Below are 19,485 nucleotides of genomic sequence, written 5' to 3' on the forward strand. Positions count from 1 at the left end.
GTCCAATTCAGAAGAAGAAGTTGCAGATAATAATAATTAAAGGTTGAAAATTAAGAAAATTTAGATTAGTATAGTGTTATTAATACTAACCGGTTAGTATAATTTACGGAAAAGGAGGAGTGTTTATCGTGTTAGAAAATTTTCGTTTTTATTACCCAATAAGAGTAAGGTACTCTGAAATTGATGGCCAAAAAATTGTCTTTAATGCGCATTATTCTACGTACATTGATGTGGCGTCAACTGAATATTTTAGGGAGATCATTGGTTCCAATTGGACAGAATTAGCAGAAACGAATACTTTTGATTTAGTACTAGCAAAAATTACAATTGAGTATCATCAACCGGCTAAGTTAGATGATGTCGTTCATGTGCATTGTCGGATTAAAAAACTTGGTCGATCGAGTATGATATGCTCGTATGTGATCACTCGAGGAGACAATAATGAAATTCTAGTAAGCGCTGAATCTGTACAAGTTTCTTATAATTCAGAAACAGGGCGGTCACAACCTATTCCTGATGATATTGTCGAAAAAATACAAGCATATGAAGGAGATCTACTAGAAACGAAATAGGAGGTGTTGCTGTGCTATCATTCTATCGTAATAAATGGGAAGCATATGTAGGAATTACTCAACATGAAGCTTCCAATCTGCTCGAAAAAGTACTTAAAACTAGAAAAATACCAACTACTAAAACAACCAATCCACCAATTTATATCTACGACTCTAACCACGATCAAATCATTTATAAAACCAAAGACCTCGAAATCTCTATTATTTATGTTTCTGCTGACCCATTAACTAGATTTTTTTCAACACTAATGGGGACACGGCGACATTTAAAAGGAATTAGTTACCTCTCTATTACATTTACACCTGAAACGAAGCGAGAACTCGCTAAAATATTAACAGATTTCTATCATAATTGTCCGGAAGAACCTTGGAGAATTATGGGACACCCTAGGTTTCAATTTGCATTTTTATTACAGTTAATTAATAAACGAAAATGGAAAAAAGCCTGTAATGTAAACTACTTGAAGGAGTCGTTCTAATGGAAGAAGTAAGTATGGAGCAATATATTCATGATTTACAGGAGAGAAAAAAACGCTCTCTCGATTACGGGAAAAATAAAAGGAAAGATGAACAAAATGCACTAGCAAGGGAGAGAATAGAAAAGCTTGTAGACCCCGGCACATTTTTAGAACTTGGGTTACTAGCACACTCAGATGTACCTGGATTTGAAGAAAAAACACCTGCTGACGGTTTAATATGCGGTCTTGCCAAAATTAATGGACGTCCGGTAGTTGTTGAAGCGATCGATAAATATGTGATGGCTGGTACAGAAGGTGCTGTTCATTTAAGGAAATCTCACATGGCCCATGAATATGCAATAAAGCGAGGCCTCCCAATCTTTAACCTAGCAGAAGGAGGCGGTTTACGTATGCCGGATGGGATGGGCTCAGATGGTATAAGTGACAAACTGTTTCCAGATAGTCTTTTAACAGTCGGCCGTCAAGTCCCGATGATAACAGGGATTTTTGGTGATAGTTTTGGAGGTCCTACATGGATGGCCGTTTCATCTGATTTCGTATCACAAGTAAAAGGAACTTGCATGGCTGTTGCCGGACCTAGAATGTTGGAGATGGCGACTGGTGAAAAAGTAGATTTAGAGGAATTAGGTGGTTGGAGAGTTCATGCCGAAGAAACAGGACAAATCGATCATGCGGGTGATGATGAAGCTGATACGATAGCAGCAATGAAAGAATTCTTTAGTTTTTTACCTGCTCATGAAGATGAACTTCCACCTCGTAGAGAGACAAAGGATAATCCAAACCGGCAAGTAGAGGAGTTGCTGGATATTGTACCAACTAGAAGAACAAGAGCTTATGATATGAAAAAAGTTATTAAGGCGATTGTTGATGATGGTCAGTTCTTTGAATTAAAACCACTGTTTGGTAAGTCGCTTCTTACAGGATTGGCTCATCTAGACGGAAGAGTTGTAGGAATTATCGCAAATCAACCTATACAATTTGCTGGCTCTAGTGGAGCTGAAGAGTGTGATAAGGCAACTGATTTTATTTGTTTATGTGATTCATATCATATTCCTATTATTTTCTTACATGATATACCTGGTTTTCGCGTAAGCAGCAATGCGGAAAAGAAAAGAATCCCAACGAAAATAATGGTTTGGAATCAAGCACTTGCAAGAGCTACTGTACCGAAGGTATCCATCATTATTCGAAAGAGTATAGGAGCTGCTTTTGGAAATATGTGTGGACCGACAATGGGAGGGGATTTTGTTTTTGCTTGGCCGACAGCAGAAATTAATTTTACAGGGCCTGAGGTAGGTATAAATGTGGTTTATGGAAAAAAACTGATGCAAGCTGATAACCCTAAAGAAGCACGTCAAGAACTATTATCTAAATGGGAGTTTGATAGTTCGCCGTTTAAAGCTGCAAGTAAATATTATATTGATGATGTAATTGACCCGCGTGATACAAGAAAAATCTTAGCGCAATCACTTGAGTTTGCGTGTTCGCGTGATGGTGGGAGAAGTAAAAGACTGTTAGCCGATTGGCCTACAGGTTTTTAATAGAAGGGAGATATGAATATGGAAAAGGTTTGGTTAAAAAATTGGCCTGAAGGTGTTTCTACCACTTTACAATATCGTCTAGGGAAAAAGCCATTACACGAGTATGTAAAACAAAATGCAATAGATACACCGCAGAGAACCGCTTATATTTATTATGGAAGGCAAATTACATGCTTAGAAGTAGAAGAAAATTCTCAAAAACTAGCAAATTACTTATTAGAAAAAGGAGTAAAAAAAGGTGACCGAATTGGACTGTTTATGCAAAATTGTCCACAGTATATCTTTTCTCATTATGCAATTCAAAAAATTGGTGCCATTGTATGTCCATTAAACCCAATGTATAAAGCTTCTGAGCTTGAGTATTTACTAAATGAAATGGAAGCAAAAGCTGTTATTTCTGCACAAGAGTTATATCCTAACTTGGAGCAAATACGTGGCAAAATTTCTACACTGGAGTTCGTATTTACGACGAATTATGCTGACTTTTTACCTACGGAACCATCTTTACCGATACCAGAAGAATTAAAGTTAGAGAAGCTTACACCAGAGGGAACGATAGATTTATCGGAAGTTTTTACGAATGAATTGAAAGATCAAGAAAGTCACCAAGTTAACCCAAGTGAAGATGTTGCATTAATGGTATTTACTTCGGGTACAACAGGCCGTCCTAAGGGAGCTATGTTAACTTATGAAAACGCTTTATTTAAAACGGCTGCTTCGGTTCATGCACAGAAAGGAGATGATGATGATACATGGTTATCTGTTATGCCACTTTGTCATATCGCTGGTATGGTTATGGGCGTTAACATTCCGATATACACAAACACTCCATGTGTCTTACTGACTCGCTTTGAACCGGAAGCTACGATACAAGCAATTGAAAAGTATAAAGTCACGACTTGGTATAGTATAGCTCCAATTAACGCAGGATTATTAACTTATCCAGGAATACAAGAAAGAGATCTATCATCTTTAAAAATAAATTTAGCGACGAGTTTCGGTATACCTGTAACAGAAGAACTAGCGAATAAATGGAAAACGCTTACAAACGGATGTTTAATGTTCGAAGCTGCTTATGGTTTAAGTGAGACACATACTTGTGACACCTTCATGCCGGCAGATAAAGTCGTATTCGGGAGTTGTGGGATACCGACGTTTGAAACAGATATCCGCATACTTGACTTAAGTACAAAAGAAGAATTACCACCTGGTGAAACTGGAGAAATTACGATAAAAAATCCAGGGGTATTTAAAGGATATTGGAAGCGACCAGATGCAACGAGTGAGACATTAAAGGATGGTTGGGTCCATACTGGAGATATTGGATGTATTAGTGAAGAAGGATATTTGTATTTTAAAGGTCGAGTGAAGGAGATGATTAAGTCTTCCGGCTACAGCGTTTTTCCAGAAGATGTAGAAGCGCTATTAATGGAGCACCCTTCTATAGCTCAAGTAGCAGTGGTTGGAGTTCCTGATGAAACAAGAGGAGAAGCTGTTAAAGCTTTTGTTGTATTAAAGCCTGATGCAGCAGGAACGATTAGTGAAGCAGAAGTTGTAAACTGGGCAAAAAATCATATGGCGGCATTTAAGTATCCTCGCTATGTAGAATTTAGAGACAGTCTTCCTGCGACAGGAGCAGGTAAAGTGCTTAGAAGACTACTGAAAGAAGAAAAAGCGACAGAGACCAAACATGCATAAAACGATAAAGATTGAAAGAGGGAAAATAAGCACGGTTTCTTTTTTTTAATGACTACCTAATTAAATACTAGGGGGAAACGGAATGAATAAGCAATGGTACTCTCTGCCGCGACGTGACTGTGTTTTATTAATTGGGCTTATCGTGTACTCAGCCATATTTTTTCTTCCTTGGAGTTATGACATTATGATCTTCAATGTTACATTACTAGCTTGGGGCGCTTACGGATTGCACCTTATCGCTCCTATAGTAGCGATTTTATTTATCTTATCAGAACGAAATGCAAATGTCAGTGTAGATCATAAGCAAGATCAACAGCTATAAAAGGAGGGATATGTAATGAAAACCGTTGAGCTCTCGATCATGATTGCCTACTTATTGTTTCTAGTCGTACTAGGGTTAATAACGCAACATAAAATTTCAAAATCGACATCAAGTATTGATGAATATTACGTTGCGGGAAGAAAAATTGGAACGGGTGTGAATTCTTTAGCGATGCTTGCTGCTCTTGGGAGCGGTGGTTCCTTTATGGCTGGGGCTGGGACGATATGGAACTTAGGTTTTCCTTTTTTAGCCTGGATGACAGTTGGGTCGATTGTTGGATTTTCGGTCGCGAGTGTCCTCGTAGCTAAACCGTTACGTAACTCTCAAAAGTTTACCGTATCTGAATTTATTAATGATCGGTACGGGGGACAATTTTTTAAGATTGCCATTCCAGTTGTTATCATTATCGGTTCAGCCATGTATTTAATGTCACAAATGAGAGCGGGAGGGCTAATTGCTTCTTATGTAACTGGTTTCTCCTATGAATGGGGATTAGTCATCATTACACTTGTGTTTATCTTTTATGTATCATTAGGTGGTATGTTAGCAGTTACATGGACTAATATACTCCAAGGTTTTATGATGATATTCTTAATTTCCTCTATCGTTATTGCTGGTATTTATCACCTTCCGATTGGGTGGTCTAGCTTTCTTATGGAGGCGACTGTAGCTAACCCTGCATTAGGTGTAGTTGGAGCGACTGTCCCTGTAGCCGCATATTTAGGGGCCTTTGTTACATGGGCTACAGCCGTTTGTGTAACACCACATTTAGTCATGCGAATATTCACTGCTTCTAACGTGCGTTCGGCTAAGTTGTCTTTAAATATAAGTATGTTGATCTTTGGGATTTTGATGTTAGGGGCCACACTCGTAGTAGTCCCGTATATACCTACATTAGATGCAACTGCTTTACAAAACAATGCACCAGATATGTGGCTGCTTTTAGTAGCCAATGAGTTTTTTGGTCCGATAATAATGGGGATTATTACAGCTGGAATTATGGCAGCCGTCATGTCCTCAACGGATGCGTTACTGTTAGCAGTAAGTAGTGCTTTTGCATATGACCTTTATAAAGGAGTATTATCCCCGAATGCTAGCTATAAACAAGTGTTACGGGCATCAGCAATATTTACATGGATAGTCGGTATAGCAGTAATGCTTTTAACATTAAATCCTCCACCGTTCTTAATTGTTCTCTATACAGCTGCAGTTGGATTTATGGTTTCAGCCTTATTTGGCCCACTAGTACTTGGAATTTGGTGGAAGCGAGCGACCCAGCAAGGAGCGATTTGCGCGTTACTAGTTGGGGGAGTATCATTCCTGGTCCTTTTCTTAGGGTTTAGCATGCCATTCAATTCAGAAATACTAATTGCCTTACCATTGTCTCTCATAACGATGTTTGTCGTTTCCTATTTAGGAAAGCAACCTTCACAAGAAATGGTGAAGAAGATGGATGCTTATCATCAAGAAACGCATGTTAATTTATAGACGGTAATTTGTAAATATATAATGATAAAAGACACGTAGGTTAGGGGAAGTTCCCCTTCCTCGTGTCTTTTTATTGACCTCTTTACACGTTAGAACAGTCCATAACCTTTCTAGTAACCTAAGTTACCAACAATAACTAAGACCAAAAAGAACAAAAGTAGACCTTTATGTACAAAATTACAAATATAAATGTAAGCGTTTTATACTTAGAATAGTAAAAATATTCTTGAGGGGGAGAATAATTTATGAATAATACATTTATTTCTAATCTATGGAATAATCTTTGGCAATCGCATAGTAAAGTAAAAAATATAGTAACCTTCTCATTTGCCACTCAAACTTCTGAAACAGTAAATGAAAAAGGAAAGGTTAAGGAGACAGAGAAAAAAAACAATTCTAATCCAATGTATAAAAAATCTCAACTTATAGGCTTAATATTAGGACCAGCATTATTTGCTATCATTATGTTGTTTTTCTCACCAGAAGGCTTATCACCAGAAGCAAGGGCGGTTCTTGCTAGTACAGTTTGGATAGCGACTTGGTGGATTACAGAAGCGATTCCGATCCCTGCTACTTCGTTGCTACCGATCGTGCTATTTCCAATCACTGGCGCATTAGATAGTGGATCAGTCACTTCTTCTTATGGGAATAGCATTATTTTCTTATTTTTAGGTGGCTTTTTAATTGCTCTTGCTATGGAGCGATGGGACTTACACAAGAGAATTGCATTAACGATTATCTCTATTATTGGAACAAGTACACAAAGGCTCGTACTTGGGTTTATGGTGGCCACAGGCTTTCTATCCATGTGGATTTCAAATACGGCTACAGCAATGATGATGGTTCCAATTGGTACTGCGATTATTTATCAAGTATCACGTAGTTTAAAAGAAAAAAATGTAGGGATTGCGAATGAAGATAAAAATTTTGGACGTGCAATGATGTTAGGTATTGCTTATGCTGCTTCAATTGGTGGATTAGCGACCTTAATAGGTACGCCTCCAAACATGATATTAGCCGGTGTGGTGAATGAGTTATACGGTATCGATATCTCTTTTGCAGATTGGATGATGTTTGGATTACCTTTATCTATTATTCTACTTGGCCTTGCTTGGGTCTATTTAATAAAATTTGCATTCCCGGTTCAAATGAAAACATTACCTGGCGGAGATGAGTTAATACGTGAACAAAAGAAATCATTAGGAAAAACTAGTTTTGAAGAGAAGGCTGTACTGACGATCTTTTCATTAGCAGCTTTTGCATGGATTACCCGTTCGTTTTTACTAGACGGCCTTATTCCAGGAATTGATGACACAATGATTGCGATAACAGCAGCCGCTATTTTATTTATGATCCCTTCGTTAAGTAAACGAGGTACATTCCTATTAGATTGGGAAACAGCGAAAAAGGTTCCATGGGGAATTCTCCTTTTATTTGGAGGTGGACTTGCAATAGCAGCTGGATTTAGAGAGTCAGGACTAGCAGCTTGGATTGGAAACCAACTAACAGTGGTTGAAGGGGTTCACTTCCTTTTAGTTGTTACCATCGTTACAGCACTTGTTATGTTCCTTACTGAAATTACATCGAATACTGCATCTGCAACGATGATCTTACCAATCATGGCTTCACTTGCTTTTGCAATCGATGTTCATCCATATGCACTCATGATCCCAGCAGCAATTGCGGCATCTTGTGCATTTATGTTACCAGTAGCTACACCACCAAATGCAGTTGTTTTTGCATCCGGACATTTAAAAATGTTGGATATGGCTAGAGCCGGATTTTGGATTAATATGATAGCAATTGTAGTTATAGTTATCGCAATCTATTTCTACCTACCAATCGTTTGGAGTATGGATTTACAAATGATCCCTGAAATGTTTAAAGGGTAAAAAAGATTAAAAGGATAACAGCGAGGTGAATGTCACCTTTGTTGTTATCTTTTTTTTCCTGAAGCCTCACTATCCCTTTATTTAAACAGTGGTTAATATTAAAGAGTGTATTTTTAAGAAAGTGAATAATAAAATTTTAAATTATTTAATAAAAATAGTATTGTAAAAAAGGCCAAACCATACTAGTATTATATTTAAAATTGTTAATCTATTGAACTTTCAAACATTTATAAATGTGCAATATTATTTATAAAAAACCTTTTCAAACTTTTGGGTGTGTGTTAAGATACATCAAGATGAATATTTATTAGTTATTTATACAAAAAATATACACATTATTTTAAAAAGAAGTCGGGGGATTATGATGAAAAAGTTTATGAAATTAGGTGTAACAGCATTGTTATCATTAGGGTTACTTGTAGGGTGTGGATCAGACGACAAACAAGTACTTGTCATGGGTACTTCAGCAGACTACCCTCCATTCGAGTCAATTGATGAAGCTACAGGTGAAATCGTTGGATTTGATGTAGACTTAGCGCGTTATATTACGGAAGAACTAGGATATGAGTTTGAAGTGCAAGATATGGATTTCAATGGTCTTATTCCTGCTTTAGAAGGCGGTCGAGTTGATTTTGTTTTGGCTGGTATGACTCCTAGACCCGATCGTTTAGAGCGTGCGGATTTTTCAGATATCTATCATGAAGCAAATAATTTAATTGTTTCAAAGGCTGATAGTGAAATTGATACTGTAGAAGATTTAGCTGGTAAAACAATTGGAGTTCAGCTTGGCTCTATTCAAGAAGAAGAGGCTGAAAGTGTGTTAGCTCCTGAGTTAGACGGGTTGCAAGTCGAAAAACGTAATCGTATTCCTGAACTAATTCAAGAAATTTTAGCAGGACGTATCGATGCGGCTATTATTGAAGACACAGTTGCTAAAGGATATTTAGAAAGAAATGAAGAACTAACTTCATTCCTGTTACCACATACTGAAGAGGCTGGTTCAGCTATTGCATTTCCAAAAGGTAGCGAACTTTTAGATCCATTTAATGAAGTTCTTAACGAAATGAAAGAGAATGGAAAGTTAGAAGAATTAATTTTAAAATGGTTTGACGAATAATTATTAACTAGATAGAAATATACGAGAGAGGAATGAGATACGGGCATGAATTTGGATTTTAACCAAATCGTGCCCTCTATCCCTTTTATCATGGGAGGGATATGGGTCACGTTAAAGTTTGTAAGTGTGTCTTTAATTATTGGTTTAATATTAGGGACATTCCTTGCTGTACTTAAGATTGGAAAGGTTAAGGTATTAATTATTTTATCTGATATATATACATCAATTTTTCGTGGTACACCGCTTATTTTGCAATTATCTATTATCTACTTTGCGACACCTCAGTTAATTGATTATAATATTTCTGCCTATGAAGCAGGTGTTTTAACATTTGGTTTAAACTCAGCTGCCTACATATCAGAAATCATTCGTGCTGGTATTCAAGCGGTTGATAAGGGACAAAAGGAAGCTGCAGAAGCACTAGGTATTCCTTACAATCAAATGATGCTAAAAATTATATTACCACAGGCGTTTAGAAATATTTTACCTGCATTATTTAACGAATTTATTACTCTAACAAAAGAGTCTGCGATCGTATCGGTTATAGGTGTTATGGATATTTTAAGAAGGTCGCAAGTTGTGGCTTCGAATACGTTCGCCTATTTTGAGCCGTTACTGATTGCTGGTGTTATCTATTATGTATTAGTAATGGCATTAACTCTTCTTGGAAAGTTGCTAGAGAGGAGATTGAAACGCAGTGATTAATGTAAAAAATTTATACAAATCATTTGGAAAGCTTGAAGTATTAAAAAATATTTCAACTTCAATAAATAAAGGAGAAGTCGTTGCGATTATCGGCCCTTCTGGATCTGGTAAGTCAACGTTTCTAAGATGCTTAAACATGCTAGAACAACCGACTTCTGGCGAGGTTTGGTTTAATGATACGGAATTAACGAACCCTAAAGTTGATATATTAAAAGTTAGGCAACAAATCGGTATGGTATTTCAACACTTTCATTTATTCCCGCATATGACGGTGTTGGAAAACTTAACTTACGCACCGATGTCGGTTAAAAAAATGGAGAAACCCGAAGCTGTCGCTAAGGCAGAAGGACTTCTAAAAAAAGTCGGTTTATTTGAAAAGAAAGATGAGTATCCTAGTCGCCTTTCTGGTGGACAAAAGCAACGTGTTGCAATTGCTCGTGCGTTAGCTATGGACCCTGAAGTAATGTTATTTGATGAACCGACTTCTGCACTTGACCCTGAAATGGTAAAAGAAGTATTAGAAGTTATGAAATCATTAACACAAACGGGTATGACAATGGCTATTGTTACACACGAAATGGGCTTCGCTAGAGAAGTGGCTGATCGAGTAATTTTCTTGGATCATGGACAACTGTTAGAAGATGCTCCTCCTAGTGAATTTTTCAGTCAACCGAAAACAGAACGGGCTCGTGATTTTCTTCAAAAGGTGTTATAAACGAAGTTTGACTTTTCGAGAAGCTGATAAATTAAATAAATTACCGTATAATAAAAGATGGTCTCTAGGCCATCTTTTTTCTATTCTATCCGATAGGAGAACTACATGTTTACAATAGGTTATCGAACATTAAAAACAGCCGTTGGAGCAGGAATTGCTATTGCTATCGCTCAATGGCTTGAATTAGATTTTTTTGCATCAGCAGCTATCCTTACGATTTTATGTATTTCCGTTACGCGAAGGAGCTCGGTTTCATTATCCTGGCAACGATTTGTCGGGTGCTTATTAGGGTTAGTGTTAGCTTTTATCCTATTCGAATGGGTAGGATACCATCCTATTTCTCTAATGATTTTATTATTAGTCTTTATACCTCTATCCGTTAAACTGAAAGTAAAAGAAGGTATAGTAACGAGTTGTGTCATCATCTTACATATTTATACTCTAGGCACGGTTTCAGTAGCTATTTTTCTAAACGAATTATATATTATCATCATTGGTATAGGTGTAGCATTATTAATGAATTTATATATGCCGAGTGTAGACCGAGATTTACATAAGTATCAAAAGAGAATTGAGGATAATTTTAAAATCATCTTAAATGAGTTCTCAAACTATTTAGGGAATAGCGGTAATTTATGGGATGGCAAAGAATTGACGGAAACATACGAGCTCATTCAAGATGCTAAAGATATTGCCATACGAAATATTGAAAATCATCTATTACGGTATGAAGATCAATATTATCATTACTTTAAAATGCGAGAAAAACAATTTGAAATCATTGAAAGAATTATGCCGTTTATTTCTTCTTTAGATGATACCGTTATTCAAGGAATTAAAATATCGAAGTTTTTAGAAGGGTTAAGTCAAGCAGTGGGGCCGGTAAATACAGCTAGTTATTTTTTAGACGAGCTGGCTAAAATGCGACAAGAATTCGAGCGAATGGAATTACCGCAAACACGTCAAGAATTTGAAATTCGATCATCACTGTATTATGTCATGCATGAACTAGAAAAATATTTATTAATTAAGGAATCATTGAGAAAACAGACATTAAACACAGAGAAATAGGAATAAAAACAGGATGGTTAGTCAAGATAAGGAAAAGAGCATATTCTGGAGGCGGTCTTATGCTGAAAATACTTTTCTTATCGCTGTTGTTAGTCGCTTCTCCTATTTGGCCACTTGGTGAAAATCCATTGATTGGTGATCCGTACCTTATCGTTAATAAACAATATAATCAACTAGCGTATATTCATGATGGTGCCATTCAAGACGTATATTCTGTAGCAACTGGAAAGGAACTCGATTTAACCCCTGAAGGTGAGTTTATGATTGTCGTTAAGGCGCCAAACCCTTATTATCGAAAAAAAGATATTGAGGGCGGGGCAAAAGAAAATCCACTAGGAACGAGATGGATCGGCTTTGACGCTCTAGAAACGGACGGACGAATATACGGTGTACATGGGACCAATGCTCCCCAATCAATAGGGCATTATGTGACAGCAGGTTGTGTAAGAATGGAAAATACAAATGTAGAAAAGTTATATGCTGAAATCCCATTAGGAACAAAAATCCTAATTGTAAATACGACTGAGAGTTTTGAAGAACTTGCTAGAAAAGCAGGAGCGATTGAATAAAGAAAAAGAAGAGGCATTCTCATTAGTTAGATGAGTACGCCTCTTCATATCACCTAGAGCCACAAAGCGGCTCCTGTAAGTAAACTACCTACTACTAATGTTACAATCATCACATAGATAACTAATTTTTGAAATTTACGTGGCATAAGAAATGACCTCCTAGAAAGACATACTATAGTTATTGTACCTTGTTATAGACGTTTGAACAAGGTTCTTTTTTATTCCTATAACTCATGAATTTCCCATTAAAATCATTGATTGACAATGACAAAAAAAGAGGAAAAATGAGAATGATAGAGAAGATTCTACATTGTGTTTTATTATATAGATAAAGATCAAAATGAACTAGGAGTGGATAGTTATGGAAAATTCGAATGCACCTAAAAAAATCGATCATATTGGAATTGCTGTTCAATCAATTGAAAATGCACTGCCTTTTTACACAGAACAATTAAACCTTCAACTACTAGCCATTGAAGAAGTAGCTTCTCAAGGAGTTAAAGTAGCTTTTCTGAAGATTGGTGAATCCAAAATTGAATTACTAGAGCCTTTACATGAGCAAAGTCCAATAGCAAAATTCATTGCTAAAAAAGGAGAAGGTATTCACCATATCGCATTAGGTGTTGAAGGTATTCAAGACCGTATTAATGAAATTAAAGAAAAAGGGATCCAAATGATAAACAATGAACCGGTAAAAGGAGCGGGTGGAGCTCAAGTTGCCTTTATTCATCCAAAGTCATCAGGCGGAATCCTCTATGAGTTTTGCGAAAAAAATAAATCAGAATAATTTTTCTCTTCTATAGAACCTCACAAAAGGTGAAATGTTCGGGAAAATCATGTACCATTTAAAGTGAAAAACCGATAGATGGAGGCAGATAAATGATAAATGAACAACGTGTTTTGGATGAGTTTTTAGAGCTCGTTCAAATTGACTCAGAAACGAAACATGAACAATTGATTGCACCTGTTTTGAAGAAAAAGTTTGAGGACCTTGGTGTTGAAGTATTTGAAGATGATACGACAGAACAAACAGGACATGGTGCAGGCAATTTAATCTGTACTTTACCTGGTACAAAAGAGGGAGTAGACCCAATTTATTTTACTTCTCATATGGATACTGTTGTTCCTGGTGTTGGGATAAAACCTTCTATTAAAGATGGATATGTAGTAACGGACGGAACGACTATTTTAGGTGCTGATGATAAAGCCGGAATTGCTGTAATGCTTGAAGCAATCAAAGTATTAAAAGAGCAGAACTTAGACCACGGCACGATCCAATTTATCATTACAGTTGGTGAAGAATCAGGGTTAGTAGGAGCTAAAGCACTCGATCCTTCTTTAGTAAAAGCAAAGTTCGGTTTTGCATTAGACAGTGATGGACCAGTTGGTGATATTATCGTTGCAGCTCCAACACAAGCAAAAGTAAATGTTGTAGTTCACGGAAAAACAGCTCATGCTGGTGTAGCACCTGAAAAAGGGATTTCAGCTATTACGGTAGCTGCTAGGGCCATTTCAAAAATGCCACTAGGACGAATTGATGAAGAGACAACAGCAAATATTGGCCGTTTTGAAGGTGGCACACAAACGAATATTGTTTGTGATTATGTAGCCATTTTAGCTGAAGCTCGTTCCCTGCTTCCAGAAAAAATGGAAAAGCAAGTGGCAACAATGAAAGCCGCTTTTGAAGAGACTGCAAAAGAGTTTGATACGACAGCAGATGTTGATGTAGATGTTATGTACCCTGGCTTTAAACTAGGCGATGGTGATGAAGTAGTTGAGGTTGCTAAACAGGCGATGACTTCTATCGATCGTACACCACGGTTACTAAAAAGCGGCGGTGGCAGTGATGCCAATATCATTGCTGGCTTTGGAATTCCAACGGTAAACCTTGCAGTGGGGTATGAAGAGATACATACGAAAAATGAACGCATGCCTATTTCGGAACTAATTAAGCTTGCAGAAGCGGTTGTTTCGATTGTAAAAACCGTTACAAATAAATAAAACTCCCGATAGAGTCCAAATGTTTGGGCTCTTTTTGGTTTTTTTGGTACACTATATTAGTAAAGTTAGTGAATAAAAGTAAAATATAGATAAATACTTATATTATGGGCCTGGGAGAAAGGGTTGATTAATATGGAATATAATGATATCCATCAAATGTTAAATTATTTCCGTGCAACGTATAAAGTTGTTGAAGAAGACTGGCAAAAGTCAGCGCAAGAAGTCGGCATTACACAGTCAGAGCAACATATGCTCTGGATTATTTATTTTGGGAAAAAAGTTTCAATGTCATATATTGCCAAAGTAGGTTTATGGGATTTATCGACAGTTATGCAAGTGATTAAACGTTTAAAAGCAAAAGGGCTTGTTCATACCATTAAAGACGAAAATGACCTTCGAATCTCGTATGTAATGTTGACGCCAGATGGTGAGAAGAAGAGAGAAGCAACTTCCGAATTTTCCTACCGTTTCTCTGAATTTTTAGCTAATTATGCAAACGAAAACGATGAACAAAAACAAAGGCTTGAAGAGTCGTTACACTTTGTAAAAGATTTTTGTAAGCATTATTATGGACAGGAATTTATACAATGGGTGGATAAAACGAGTAGTTTAAATGAAGCAGATAATGATAATAAGTAATACAGAAGGTGTGAGTTAACTAATAGCTCGCATCTTTTTAGGTTCCAATGGAGTGATAGTTGAAGCTTCTTTAGTTCTTTACAATCGTACGGCTTTTAAATAAGTCCCATCTAATATTTTGTTTTATAATGGTTGTAGGTGATGATAATGAAAAGAAAAGTGATATTTCATATCGATATGAACTCGTTTTATGCTTCAGTGGAATCTGCTAATGACCCGAGTTTACGAGGTAAGCCTTTAGCAGTTGCAGGAAATGAAGAGGAACGTCGGGGAATTGTGGTCACTTGCAGTTATGAAGCAAGAGCAAGGGGTGTAAAAGCAACGATGCCTGTTTGGCAAGCAAAGCGCTTATGCCCGAACTTAATCATTAGACAGCCTGACTTCACAAAATACCGCTCTGCCTCTTTGCGAATGTTCGATGTACTACGGGAATACACGCCTTTAGTTGAACCGGTTTCCATTGATGAAGGCTTTATGGATATGTCTCATTATGAAGGTGATGAACCACTTCGGAAAGCGACTGAAATTCAAACGTATCTTTTAGAGCACTTATCTTTACCTTGCAGCATTGGAATAGCGCCGAATAAGTTTCTTGCTAAAATGGCCAGTGATATGAAAAAGCCCTTAGGTATTACAGTCTTAAGAAGGCGAGATATTGCTACGAAGCTTTGGCCGCTCCCTTTAATAGAAATGTATGGGATTGGTGAAAAGACAGCAAATAAATTAAATAAACTTGGACTACATACGATAGGTGATTTAGCCAACTTCGATCCAACTTTATTAAAAAAACGGTTAGGAATTTACGGTGAGAAATTAATTGAACGAGCCAATGGCATCGATACACGTTCAGTTGATCCTGATTCGGTTTCAGAATTCAAAAGTGTTGGAAATTCAGTCACATTACCTGCCGACACGAGAAATGTTAATAAAATTAAAACTGTGTTTACTAATCTAGCACATGAAGTAGGTCGCAGGTTAAGAACAAAAAAGGTGTGTTCAGAAAACATTCAAATTACAATACGCTATCATGATCGAAAAACAATTACTAGAAGTCGAAAGCTAACGAGTCCTATACAAACGAATGATGATATTTTAGAAGCGGCTCTGTTTCTCTGGAATAAGTATTGGAGTGGTGAGCCAATACGGTTATTAGGCATTACAGCAATCGATTTAGTTGAACAGTCAGAAGCCTATAAACAATTAGACTTGTTTTCTTATAAAGAAGATGAGAAAAAGTGGAAGCTATCAAAAACAGTTGATGATATTCGTACGAAATATGGTCAACATTCACTACTTAAGGGTGGGCAGTTAGGTGAACAGCGGAGTGAACAATTACGAGATCAAAAGACAAGAGGTACGAGTTTAGATAAAGATTTTTTAAACTGAGAAGGATCTAGCTTTTCTTATGAAAACTAGGTCTTTTTTGTATTCAGTTAAAAGGAAATGAAAACTCTCCAAAAATTGTTCATAAACCTTTTTATAGGTTAGACCGATATTAACGATAGAGATAATGTACGGGAGTGAAAAAGGATGCAAATAACGAATCAACCGACAAATGCTACACAACAGACATCAGATCGTACGATAAACTTGCGTGAAGGCGAAGTTTATCGAGCAACTGTTAAAGAACGATTACCAAACAATGAAGCTATTTTACAAATAAGAGGTCGTGAAGTTCATACAAGATTTGAAGGGGCTCAACCATCAACAGATCGAGTAACTATACAAGTAAATGAAAATCGCCAAGACATTCCGGTTGTTCGTTCGATAGGAGAAGAACGAAGCGGTTCAACGGTACAACAAGGCGATTCAAAAGATATTCAGCGTGTCCTACGCAATCTAGGGGGTTCTCAATCTCCTACACCTGAGTTGCGTCAAGCAGCGCAAACTTTACTAGATAAAGGTGTTCCGTTAACGCGAGAAGCGGTTCAAGAGTTGCAGCGATATTTTAACTCCAATCAAGGAACAGTAGAACAGCGACAACAAACGATCCAAGCAATGGCAAATAAAAGATTAGAAGTGACGCCAGCACAAGTTCGTGCGGTTCATGAGGCATTACACGGTCGTCCTTTAAACCAAGTACTATCTAATATTGGTCAAGAAATCAATTCCGGGACAAGAGGAAATACGGAAAACGAGCAATCAAGACAAAACATAGAACGTCAAGTAAGTGAAGCTGTGCGTCGATTTGAACAACAACAGCGGACTGAAGCAAGTACAAGAGCGACTGTAGAAAATAATCGAGTAGAAGGAAATTCTAGCCGTCAGCCAGTTGCTGAAAATGCTAGGAGCGTCGAGCAACGTCCGCAACAAGACCAACGAGCAAGTGAGCAGCTCCGTCAAGTACGAGAACAGTTCCAACGCGAGCCGAATGTGCAACGGGCGATCGAGCACGTGCGTCAGCAAGTGGTGAATAATCATGGACTGAATAGAGAAGTAGTGCAAGGTGTTGAAAGAGCTAGTCGAGAAGCCAGACAACTTGTACAAGTAAGTCAAGACCGGATGGTTCAATCGTTACAAGCGATTGAAAAGCAATTAAGTAACCAACCGAAATCTGAAGAAAACTCCCGTGCACGCGATGCAATCCGTGAAGTCAGGGATCAACTTAGCCGTGATCAAAATGTTCACAGAAGTGTAGACCAACTTCGAAATCACCTTTATAATCAGACATTTGATCGAAATACTCAGCAGCAGGTTGAAAGAGCAATTACTCAGTCACAACAAATCGAGAATGTTTCAAAAGAACGGTTGTCACAAGCTTTAGTTACTGCGGAAAAAGCAACAGTACGAACGGAAACAGCAGGAACCAATCAACCAAGTCAAACGGCTAATATAAACATCCAAGGGCAATCAAATGAGCAACGTTTAAGCGAGGCGTTACGTCAAATGCAACAGCTTCTGCAAAAAGAAGCCAATTTTGATCGGGCAGTTGAGCAAGTGAAGCTGCAAATCAATCAAAATTCAAACAGTGATGTGCAAATGATTGATAAGTTAACAAAAGCAACAGATGAAAGTAAACAGTTATCGAATCAAGGAAGAGAAATGGCTGCGAGACAGCAGTTGATGCAAGCCATAAATCAACTAGAGCAGCAAGCGATAACCAAAGAGCAAACTCAACTATCAGAAGCTAACAGGCAACCGGTTGAGTCGAATCAATATATAAATAATGAACAGTTCCAGACCAGTGTTCAATTAAATAGTAAGGATATAGCAGTAACTACAATTACTGAGAAGTTAGCACAAGCTGCAGCTGATTTTAAAAACCTTCAACGAGAGATTACGAGAAACCTAGATGTGGCTAATCGATTAATGGATCAATTTAAAAATCAAGCACAACACCAAGTAAAACCACTGCTTGAAACAACGATTAAAAAATTGGATAATGCCATCTTAAAAAGTGAAATGATGTTATTAACAGATATGAAGACGGAAAAAAGGCTCATGCAGGCGAGCAGTCAATTAGCCGAAGCGAAAAAACTTCTATCAAAAGGGCAATACCAAGAAGCTAATCGTATTGTTCAAGAAGTAAAAGGTGTTGTTGAGCGTCTTCAGTTTAAGCCTTCTGAAACAAAAGTGATGCATTACATTAGTAATGAAAGACAGGTACTAGAGTCTAGAACACCAACCCAGCACGTTATGAGTCAAATGAATGAAGGGATAAAGCCAAACTATGGGCAAGAGGCTTCGGCTCGTCAAGCGTTTGAAATGGTTCGCGGATTAGGATTAAATCGCGATAGTGAATTAGGGATGATGTTAGCTAATTCTAGGGAACAATCACAACAAGAGGCTAATCAAAGAAACTTAAAAGCAGCATTAATGACGTTAATGCGAGGAGAAGAAGAAAACAGTCGCCTTGGACAACAAGCGAATCAAGCAGTGAATAACATAACAGGTCAACAGCTGCTTAGTAAATCGGACCAAGGAAACCTTCAAAGTATGTTTTTTAACTTGCCGTTTTTACTAGAAGAACAAGTTGAAAATCTACAAGTCTTTGTGAATTCAAGAAATGAAGGGCAACAAGTAGACTGGGAAAATTGTAATTTATACTTCTTAATCGATACGCCGAAATTAGGTGAAGTAGGGATTATGGTTTCAGTTGTCGATCGAAACTTATCTGTAACACTTAAAAATAATCAACCGATGTTCGAAACGAAAATGGAACCACTTGTTGACCAATGCGTTGATAATATAAAAGAGATTGGTTATTACGTTAATGGAATAAAGTATACAAAACTAGCTACTAACACTGAAAAAGAAAACTCAACAATAGAGGAAACTGAGGTTCAAAACAAATCTCAACAACCGATTTTTACAGAGAAAGGCTTTGATTATAAGATATGATGATTTCTAAACACTTTAATCATAAACAGCGTCGTGTAACAAACGGTCCAACAGCTGCGGTCATTCAATATGATAAGGAAGACGGCGGGGGACCTAAAGTGGTAGCGCAAGGAAAAGGTGATGTCGCCAATCAAATTATTAGTCTAGCAAAAAAAAATAATATTCATATGCAAGAAGATCCTCTGCTTGTGGAAAATCTATTAGATATGGATTTAGGTGAGAACATTCCACCGCAACTGTATTCGGTTATGGCAGAAATTTTGCTTTTAATAGAACAAATGGAGAAAAAGTATTAAACAATCAAATGATTTTGTCGATAAAAAAAGTAGAAATAT

At 37.2% G+C, this 19,485-nt stretch carries 19 protein-coding genes; 18 read left to right on the plus strand and 1 reads right to left on the minus strand.

Going from position 1 to position 19,485, the window contains the following annotated elements; genetic code table 11:
- Window positions 1–128: 128 nt before the first annotated feature.
- The 12 genes from ACNSTQ_RS09330 to ACNSTQ_RS09385 all read left to right on the plus strand — a co-directional run bounded on the left by ACNSTQ_RS09330 (window position 129) and on the right by ACNSTQ_RS09385 (window position 12,169).
- Window positions 129–572, plus strand: a complete 444-nt coding sequence (locus tag ACNSTQ_RS09330; protein WP_418199571.1) for an acyl-CoA thioesterase — start codon at window positions 129–131, stop codon at window positions 570–572.
- 11 nt (window positions 573–583) lie between these two features.
- Window positions 584–1,051, plus strand: coding sequence for a hypothetical protein (locus tag ACNSTQ_RS09335; protein WP_418199572.1), 468 nt, complete (start codon window positions 584–586; stop codon window positions 1,049–1,051).
- A complete protein-coding gene (locus tag ACNSTQ_RS09340; protein WP_418199573.1) occupies window positions 1,051–2,592 on the plus strand; it encodes an acyl-CoA carboxylase subunit beta in 1,542 nt (513 codons plus the stop codon). The genes ACNSTQ_RS09335 and ACNSTQ_RS09340 overlap by 1 nt, the downstream gene beginning before the upstream one ends.
- 18 nt (window positions 2,593–2,610) lie before the next feature.
- The gene (locus ACNSTQ_RS09345) at window positions 2,611–4,290 is read left to right on the plus strand and encodes an AMP-binding protein (RefSeq protein ID WP_418199574.1); all 1,680 of its coding nucleotides are present in this window, start codon (window positions 2,611–2,613) and stop codon (window positions 4,288–4,290) included.
- A gap of 82 nt (window positions 4,291–4,372) precedes the next feature.
- Entirely contained in the window at window positions 4,373–4,612 is a 240-nt protein-coding gene (locus tag ACNSTQ_RS09350) for a hypothetical protein (protein ID WP_418199575.1), read from the plus strand.
- Between the two features lie 15 nt (window positions 4,613–4,627).
- On the plus strand, window positions 4,628–6,100 hold the full coding sequence (locus ACNSTQ_RS09355) for a sodium:solute symporter family protein (protein WP_418199576.1): 1,473 nt from the start codon (window positions 4,628–4,630) through the stop codon (window positions 6,098–6,100).
- Between the two features lie 245 nt (window positions 6,101–6,345).
- Complete coding sequence (locus ACNSTQ_RS09360) at window positions 6,346–7,992, plus strand: SLC13 family permease (protein ID WP_418199577.1); 1,647 nt, start codon at window positions 6,346–6,348, stop codon at window positions 7,990–7,992.
- 364 nt (window positions 7,993–8,356) lie between these two features.
- Window positions 8,357–9,109: a transporter substrate-binding domain-containing protein gene (locus ACNSTQ_RS09365; RefSeq protein ID WP_418199578.1), complete on the plus strand. Its 753-nt coding sequence runs from the start codon at window positions 8,357–8,359 to the stop codon at window positions 9,107–9,109.
- A 45-nt stretch (window positions 9,110–9,154) separates the two neighbouring features.
- Window positions 9,155–9,814 carry an amino acid ABC transporter permease gene (locus ACNSTQ_RS09370; RefSeq protein WP_418199579.1) on the plus strand — a complete coding sequence of 220 codons (660 nt, stop codon included), beginning with the start codon at window positions 9,155–9,157 and terminating at the stop codon, window positions 9,812–9,814.
- Complete coding sequence (locus ACNSTQ_RS09375; protein ID WP_418199580.1) at window positions 9,807–10,529, plus strand: amino acid ABC transporter ATP-binding protein; 723 nt, start codon at window positions 9,807–9,809, stop codon at window positions 10,527–10,529. Before ACNSTQ_RS09370 ends, ACNSTQ_RS09375 begins: the two co-directional genes overlap by 8 nt.
- A 105-nt stretch (window positions 10,530–10,634) precedes the next feature.
- A complete protein-coding gene (locus ACNSTQ_RS09380) occupies window positions 10,635–11,600 on the plus strand; it encodes an aromatic acid exporter family protein (protein ID WP_418199581.1) in 966 nt (321 codons plus the stop codon).
- Between the two features lie 59 nt (window positions 11,601–11,659).
- Complete coding sequence (locus tag ACNSTQ_RS09385) at window positions 11,660–12,169, plus strand: L,D-transpeptidase (RefSeq protein ID WP_418199582.1); 510 nt, start codon at window positions 11,660–11,662, stop codon at window positions 12,167–12,169.
- A 53-nt stretch (window positions 12,170–12,222) separates the two neighbouring features.
- Here the strand turns inward: ACNSTQ_RS09385 and prli42 are convergent, their stop codons facing one another.
- On the minus strand, window positions 12,223–12,315 hold the full coding sequence (gene prli42, locus ACNSTQ_RS09390; RefSeq protein WP_418199583.1) for a stressosome-associated protein Prli42: 93 nt from the start codon (window positions 12,313–12,315) through the stop codon (window positions 12,223–12,225).
- A gap of 215 nt (window positions 12,316–12,530) precedes the next feature.
- Here prli42 and mce point away from each other — a divergent pair, with 215 nt between their 5' ends.
- From mce to ACNSTQ_RS09420, 6 genes are all read left to right on the plus strand, one after another.
- Window positions 12,531–12,956, plus strand: a complete 426-nt coding sequence (gene mce / locus ACNSTQ_RS09395) for a methylmalonyl-CoA epimerase (protein ID WP_418199584.1) — start codon at window positions 12,531–12,533, stop codon at window positions 12,954–12,956.
- A gap of 92 nt (window positions 12,957–13,048) precedes the next feature.
- Window positions 13,049–14,170, plus strand: a complete 1,122-nt coding sequence (locus ACNSTQ_RS09400) for a tripeptidase T (RefSeq protein WP_418199585.1) — start codon at window positions 13,049–13,051, stop codon at window positions 14,168–14,170.
- A 132-nt stretch (window positions 14,171–14,302) separates the two neighbouring features.
- The gene (locus tag ACNSTQ_RS09405) at window positions 14,303–14,809 is read left to right on the plus strand and encodes a MarR family transcriptional regulator (RefSeq protein WP_418199689.1); all 507 of its coding nucleotides are present in this window, start codon (window positions 14,303–14,305) and stop codon (window positions 14,807–14,809) included.
- A 147-nt stretch (window positions 14,810–14,956) separates the two neighbouring features.
- Window positions 14,957–16,195, plus strand: a complete 1,239-nt coding sequence (locus tag ACNSTQ_RS09410) for a DNA polymerase IV (protein ID WP_418199586.1) — start codon at window positions 14,957–14,959, stop codon at window positions 16,193–16,195.
- A gap of 144 nt (window positions 16,196–16,339) precedes the next feature.
- Window positions 16,340–19,150 carry a hypothetical protein gene (locus ACNSTQ_RS09415; RefSeq protein WP_418199587.1) on the plus strand — a complete coding sequence of 937 codons (2,811 nt, stop codon included), beginning with the start codon at window positions 16,340–16,342 and terminating at the stop codon, window positions 19,148–19,150.
- Window positions 19,147–19,446, plus strand: a complete 300-nt coding sequence (locus ACNSTQ_RS09420) for an EscU/YscU/HrcU family type III secretion system export apparatus switch protein (protein WP_418199588.1) — start codon at window positions 19,147–19,149, stop codon at window positions 19,444–19,446. Before ACNSTQ_RS09415 ends, ACNSTQ_RS09420 begins: the two co-directional genes overlap by 4 nt.
- The last annotated feature ends 39 nt before the right edge of the window (window positions 19,447–19,485 follow it).

The sequence above is a fragment of the Alkalihalobacterium sp. APHAB7 genome, from assembly GCF_048323755.1.
In the GTDB taxonomy this organism is placed as follows: Bacteria; Bacillota; Bacilli; order Bacillales; family Bacillaceae_F; genus Alkalihalobacterium.

Bases quoted from the DNA above. Each gene is read 5' to 3' on its own strand.
- ACNSTQ_RS09340 (WP_418199573.1), top strand. From the start codon at position 1,051: ATGGAAGAAGTAAGTATGGAGCAATATATTCATGATTTACAGGAGAGA.
- ACNSTQ_RS09345 (WP_418199574.1), top strand. From the start codon at position 2,611: ATGGAAAAGGTTTGGTTAAAAAATTGGCCTGAAGGTGTTTCTACCACT.
- ACNSTQ_RS09350 (WP_418199575.1), top strand. From the start codon at position 4,373: ATGAATAAGCAATGGTACTCTCTGCCGCGACGTGACTGTGTTTTATTA.
- ACNSTQ_RS09355 (WP_418199576.1), top strand. From the start codon at position 4,628: ATGAAAACCGTTGAGCTCTCGATCATGATTGCCTACTTATTGTTTCTA.
- ACNSTQ_RS09360 (WP_418199577.1), top strand. From the start codon at position 6,346: ATGAATAATACATTTATTTCTAATCTATGGAATAATCTTTGGCAATCG.
- ACNSTQ_RS09365 (WP_418199578.1), top strand. From the start codon at position 8,357: ATGAAAAAGTTTATGAAATTAGGTGTAACAGCATTGTTATCATTAGGG.
- ACNSTQ_RS09370 (WP_418199579.1), top strand. From the start codon at position 9,155: ATGAATTTGGATTTTAACCAAATCGTGCCCTCTATCCCTTTTATCATG.
- ACNSTQ_RS09380 (WP_418199581.1), top strand. From the start codon at position 10,635: ATGTTTACAATAGGTTATCGAACATTAAAAACAGCCGTTGGAGCAGGA.
- ACNSTQ_RS09385 (WP_418199582.1), top strand. From the start codon at position 11,660: ATGCTGAAAATACTTTTCTTATCGCTGTTGTTAGTCGCTTCTCCTATT.
- prli42 (WP_418199583.1), bottom strand. From the start codon at position 12,315: ATGCCACGTAAATTTCAAAAATTAGTTATCTATGTGATGATTGTAACA.
- mce (WP_418199584.1), top strand. From the start codon at position 12,531: ATGGAAAATTCGAATGCACCTAAAAAAATCGATCATATTGGAATTGCT.
- ACNSTQ_RS09400 (WP_418199585.1), top strand. From the start codon at position 13,049: ATGATAAATGAACAACGTGTTTTGGATGAGTTTTTAGAGCTCGTTCAA.
- ACNSTQ_RS09405 (WP_418199689.1), top strand. From the start codon at position 14,303: ATGGAATATAATGATATCCATCAAATGTTAAATTATTTCCGTGCAACG.
- ACNSTQ_RS09410 (WP_418199586.1), top strand. From the start codon at position 14,957: ATGAAAAGAAAAGTGATATTTCATATCGATATGAACTCGTTTTATGCT.
- ACNSTQ_RS09415 (WP_418199587.1), top strand. From the start codon at position 16,340: ATGCAAATAACGAATCAACCGACAAATGCTACACAACAGACATCAGAT.
- ACNSTQ_RS09420 (WP_418199588.1), top strand. From the start codon at position 19,147: ATGATGATTTCTAAACACTTTAATCATAAACAGCGTCGTGTAACAAAC.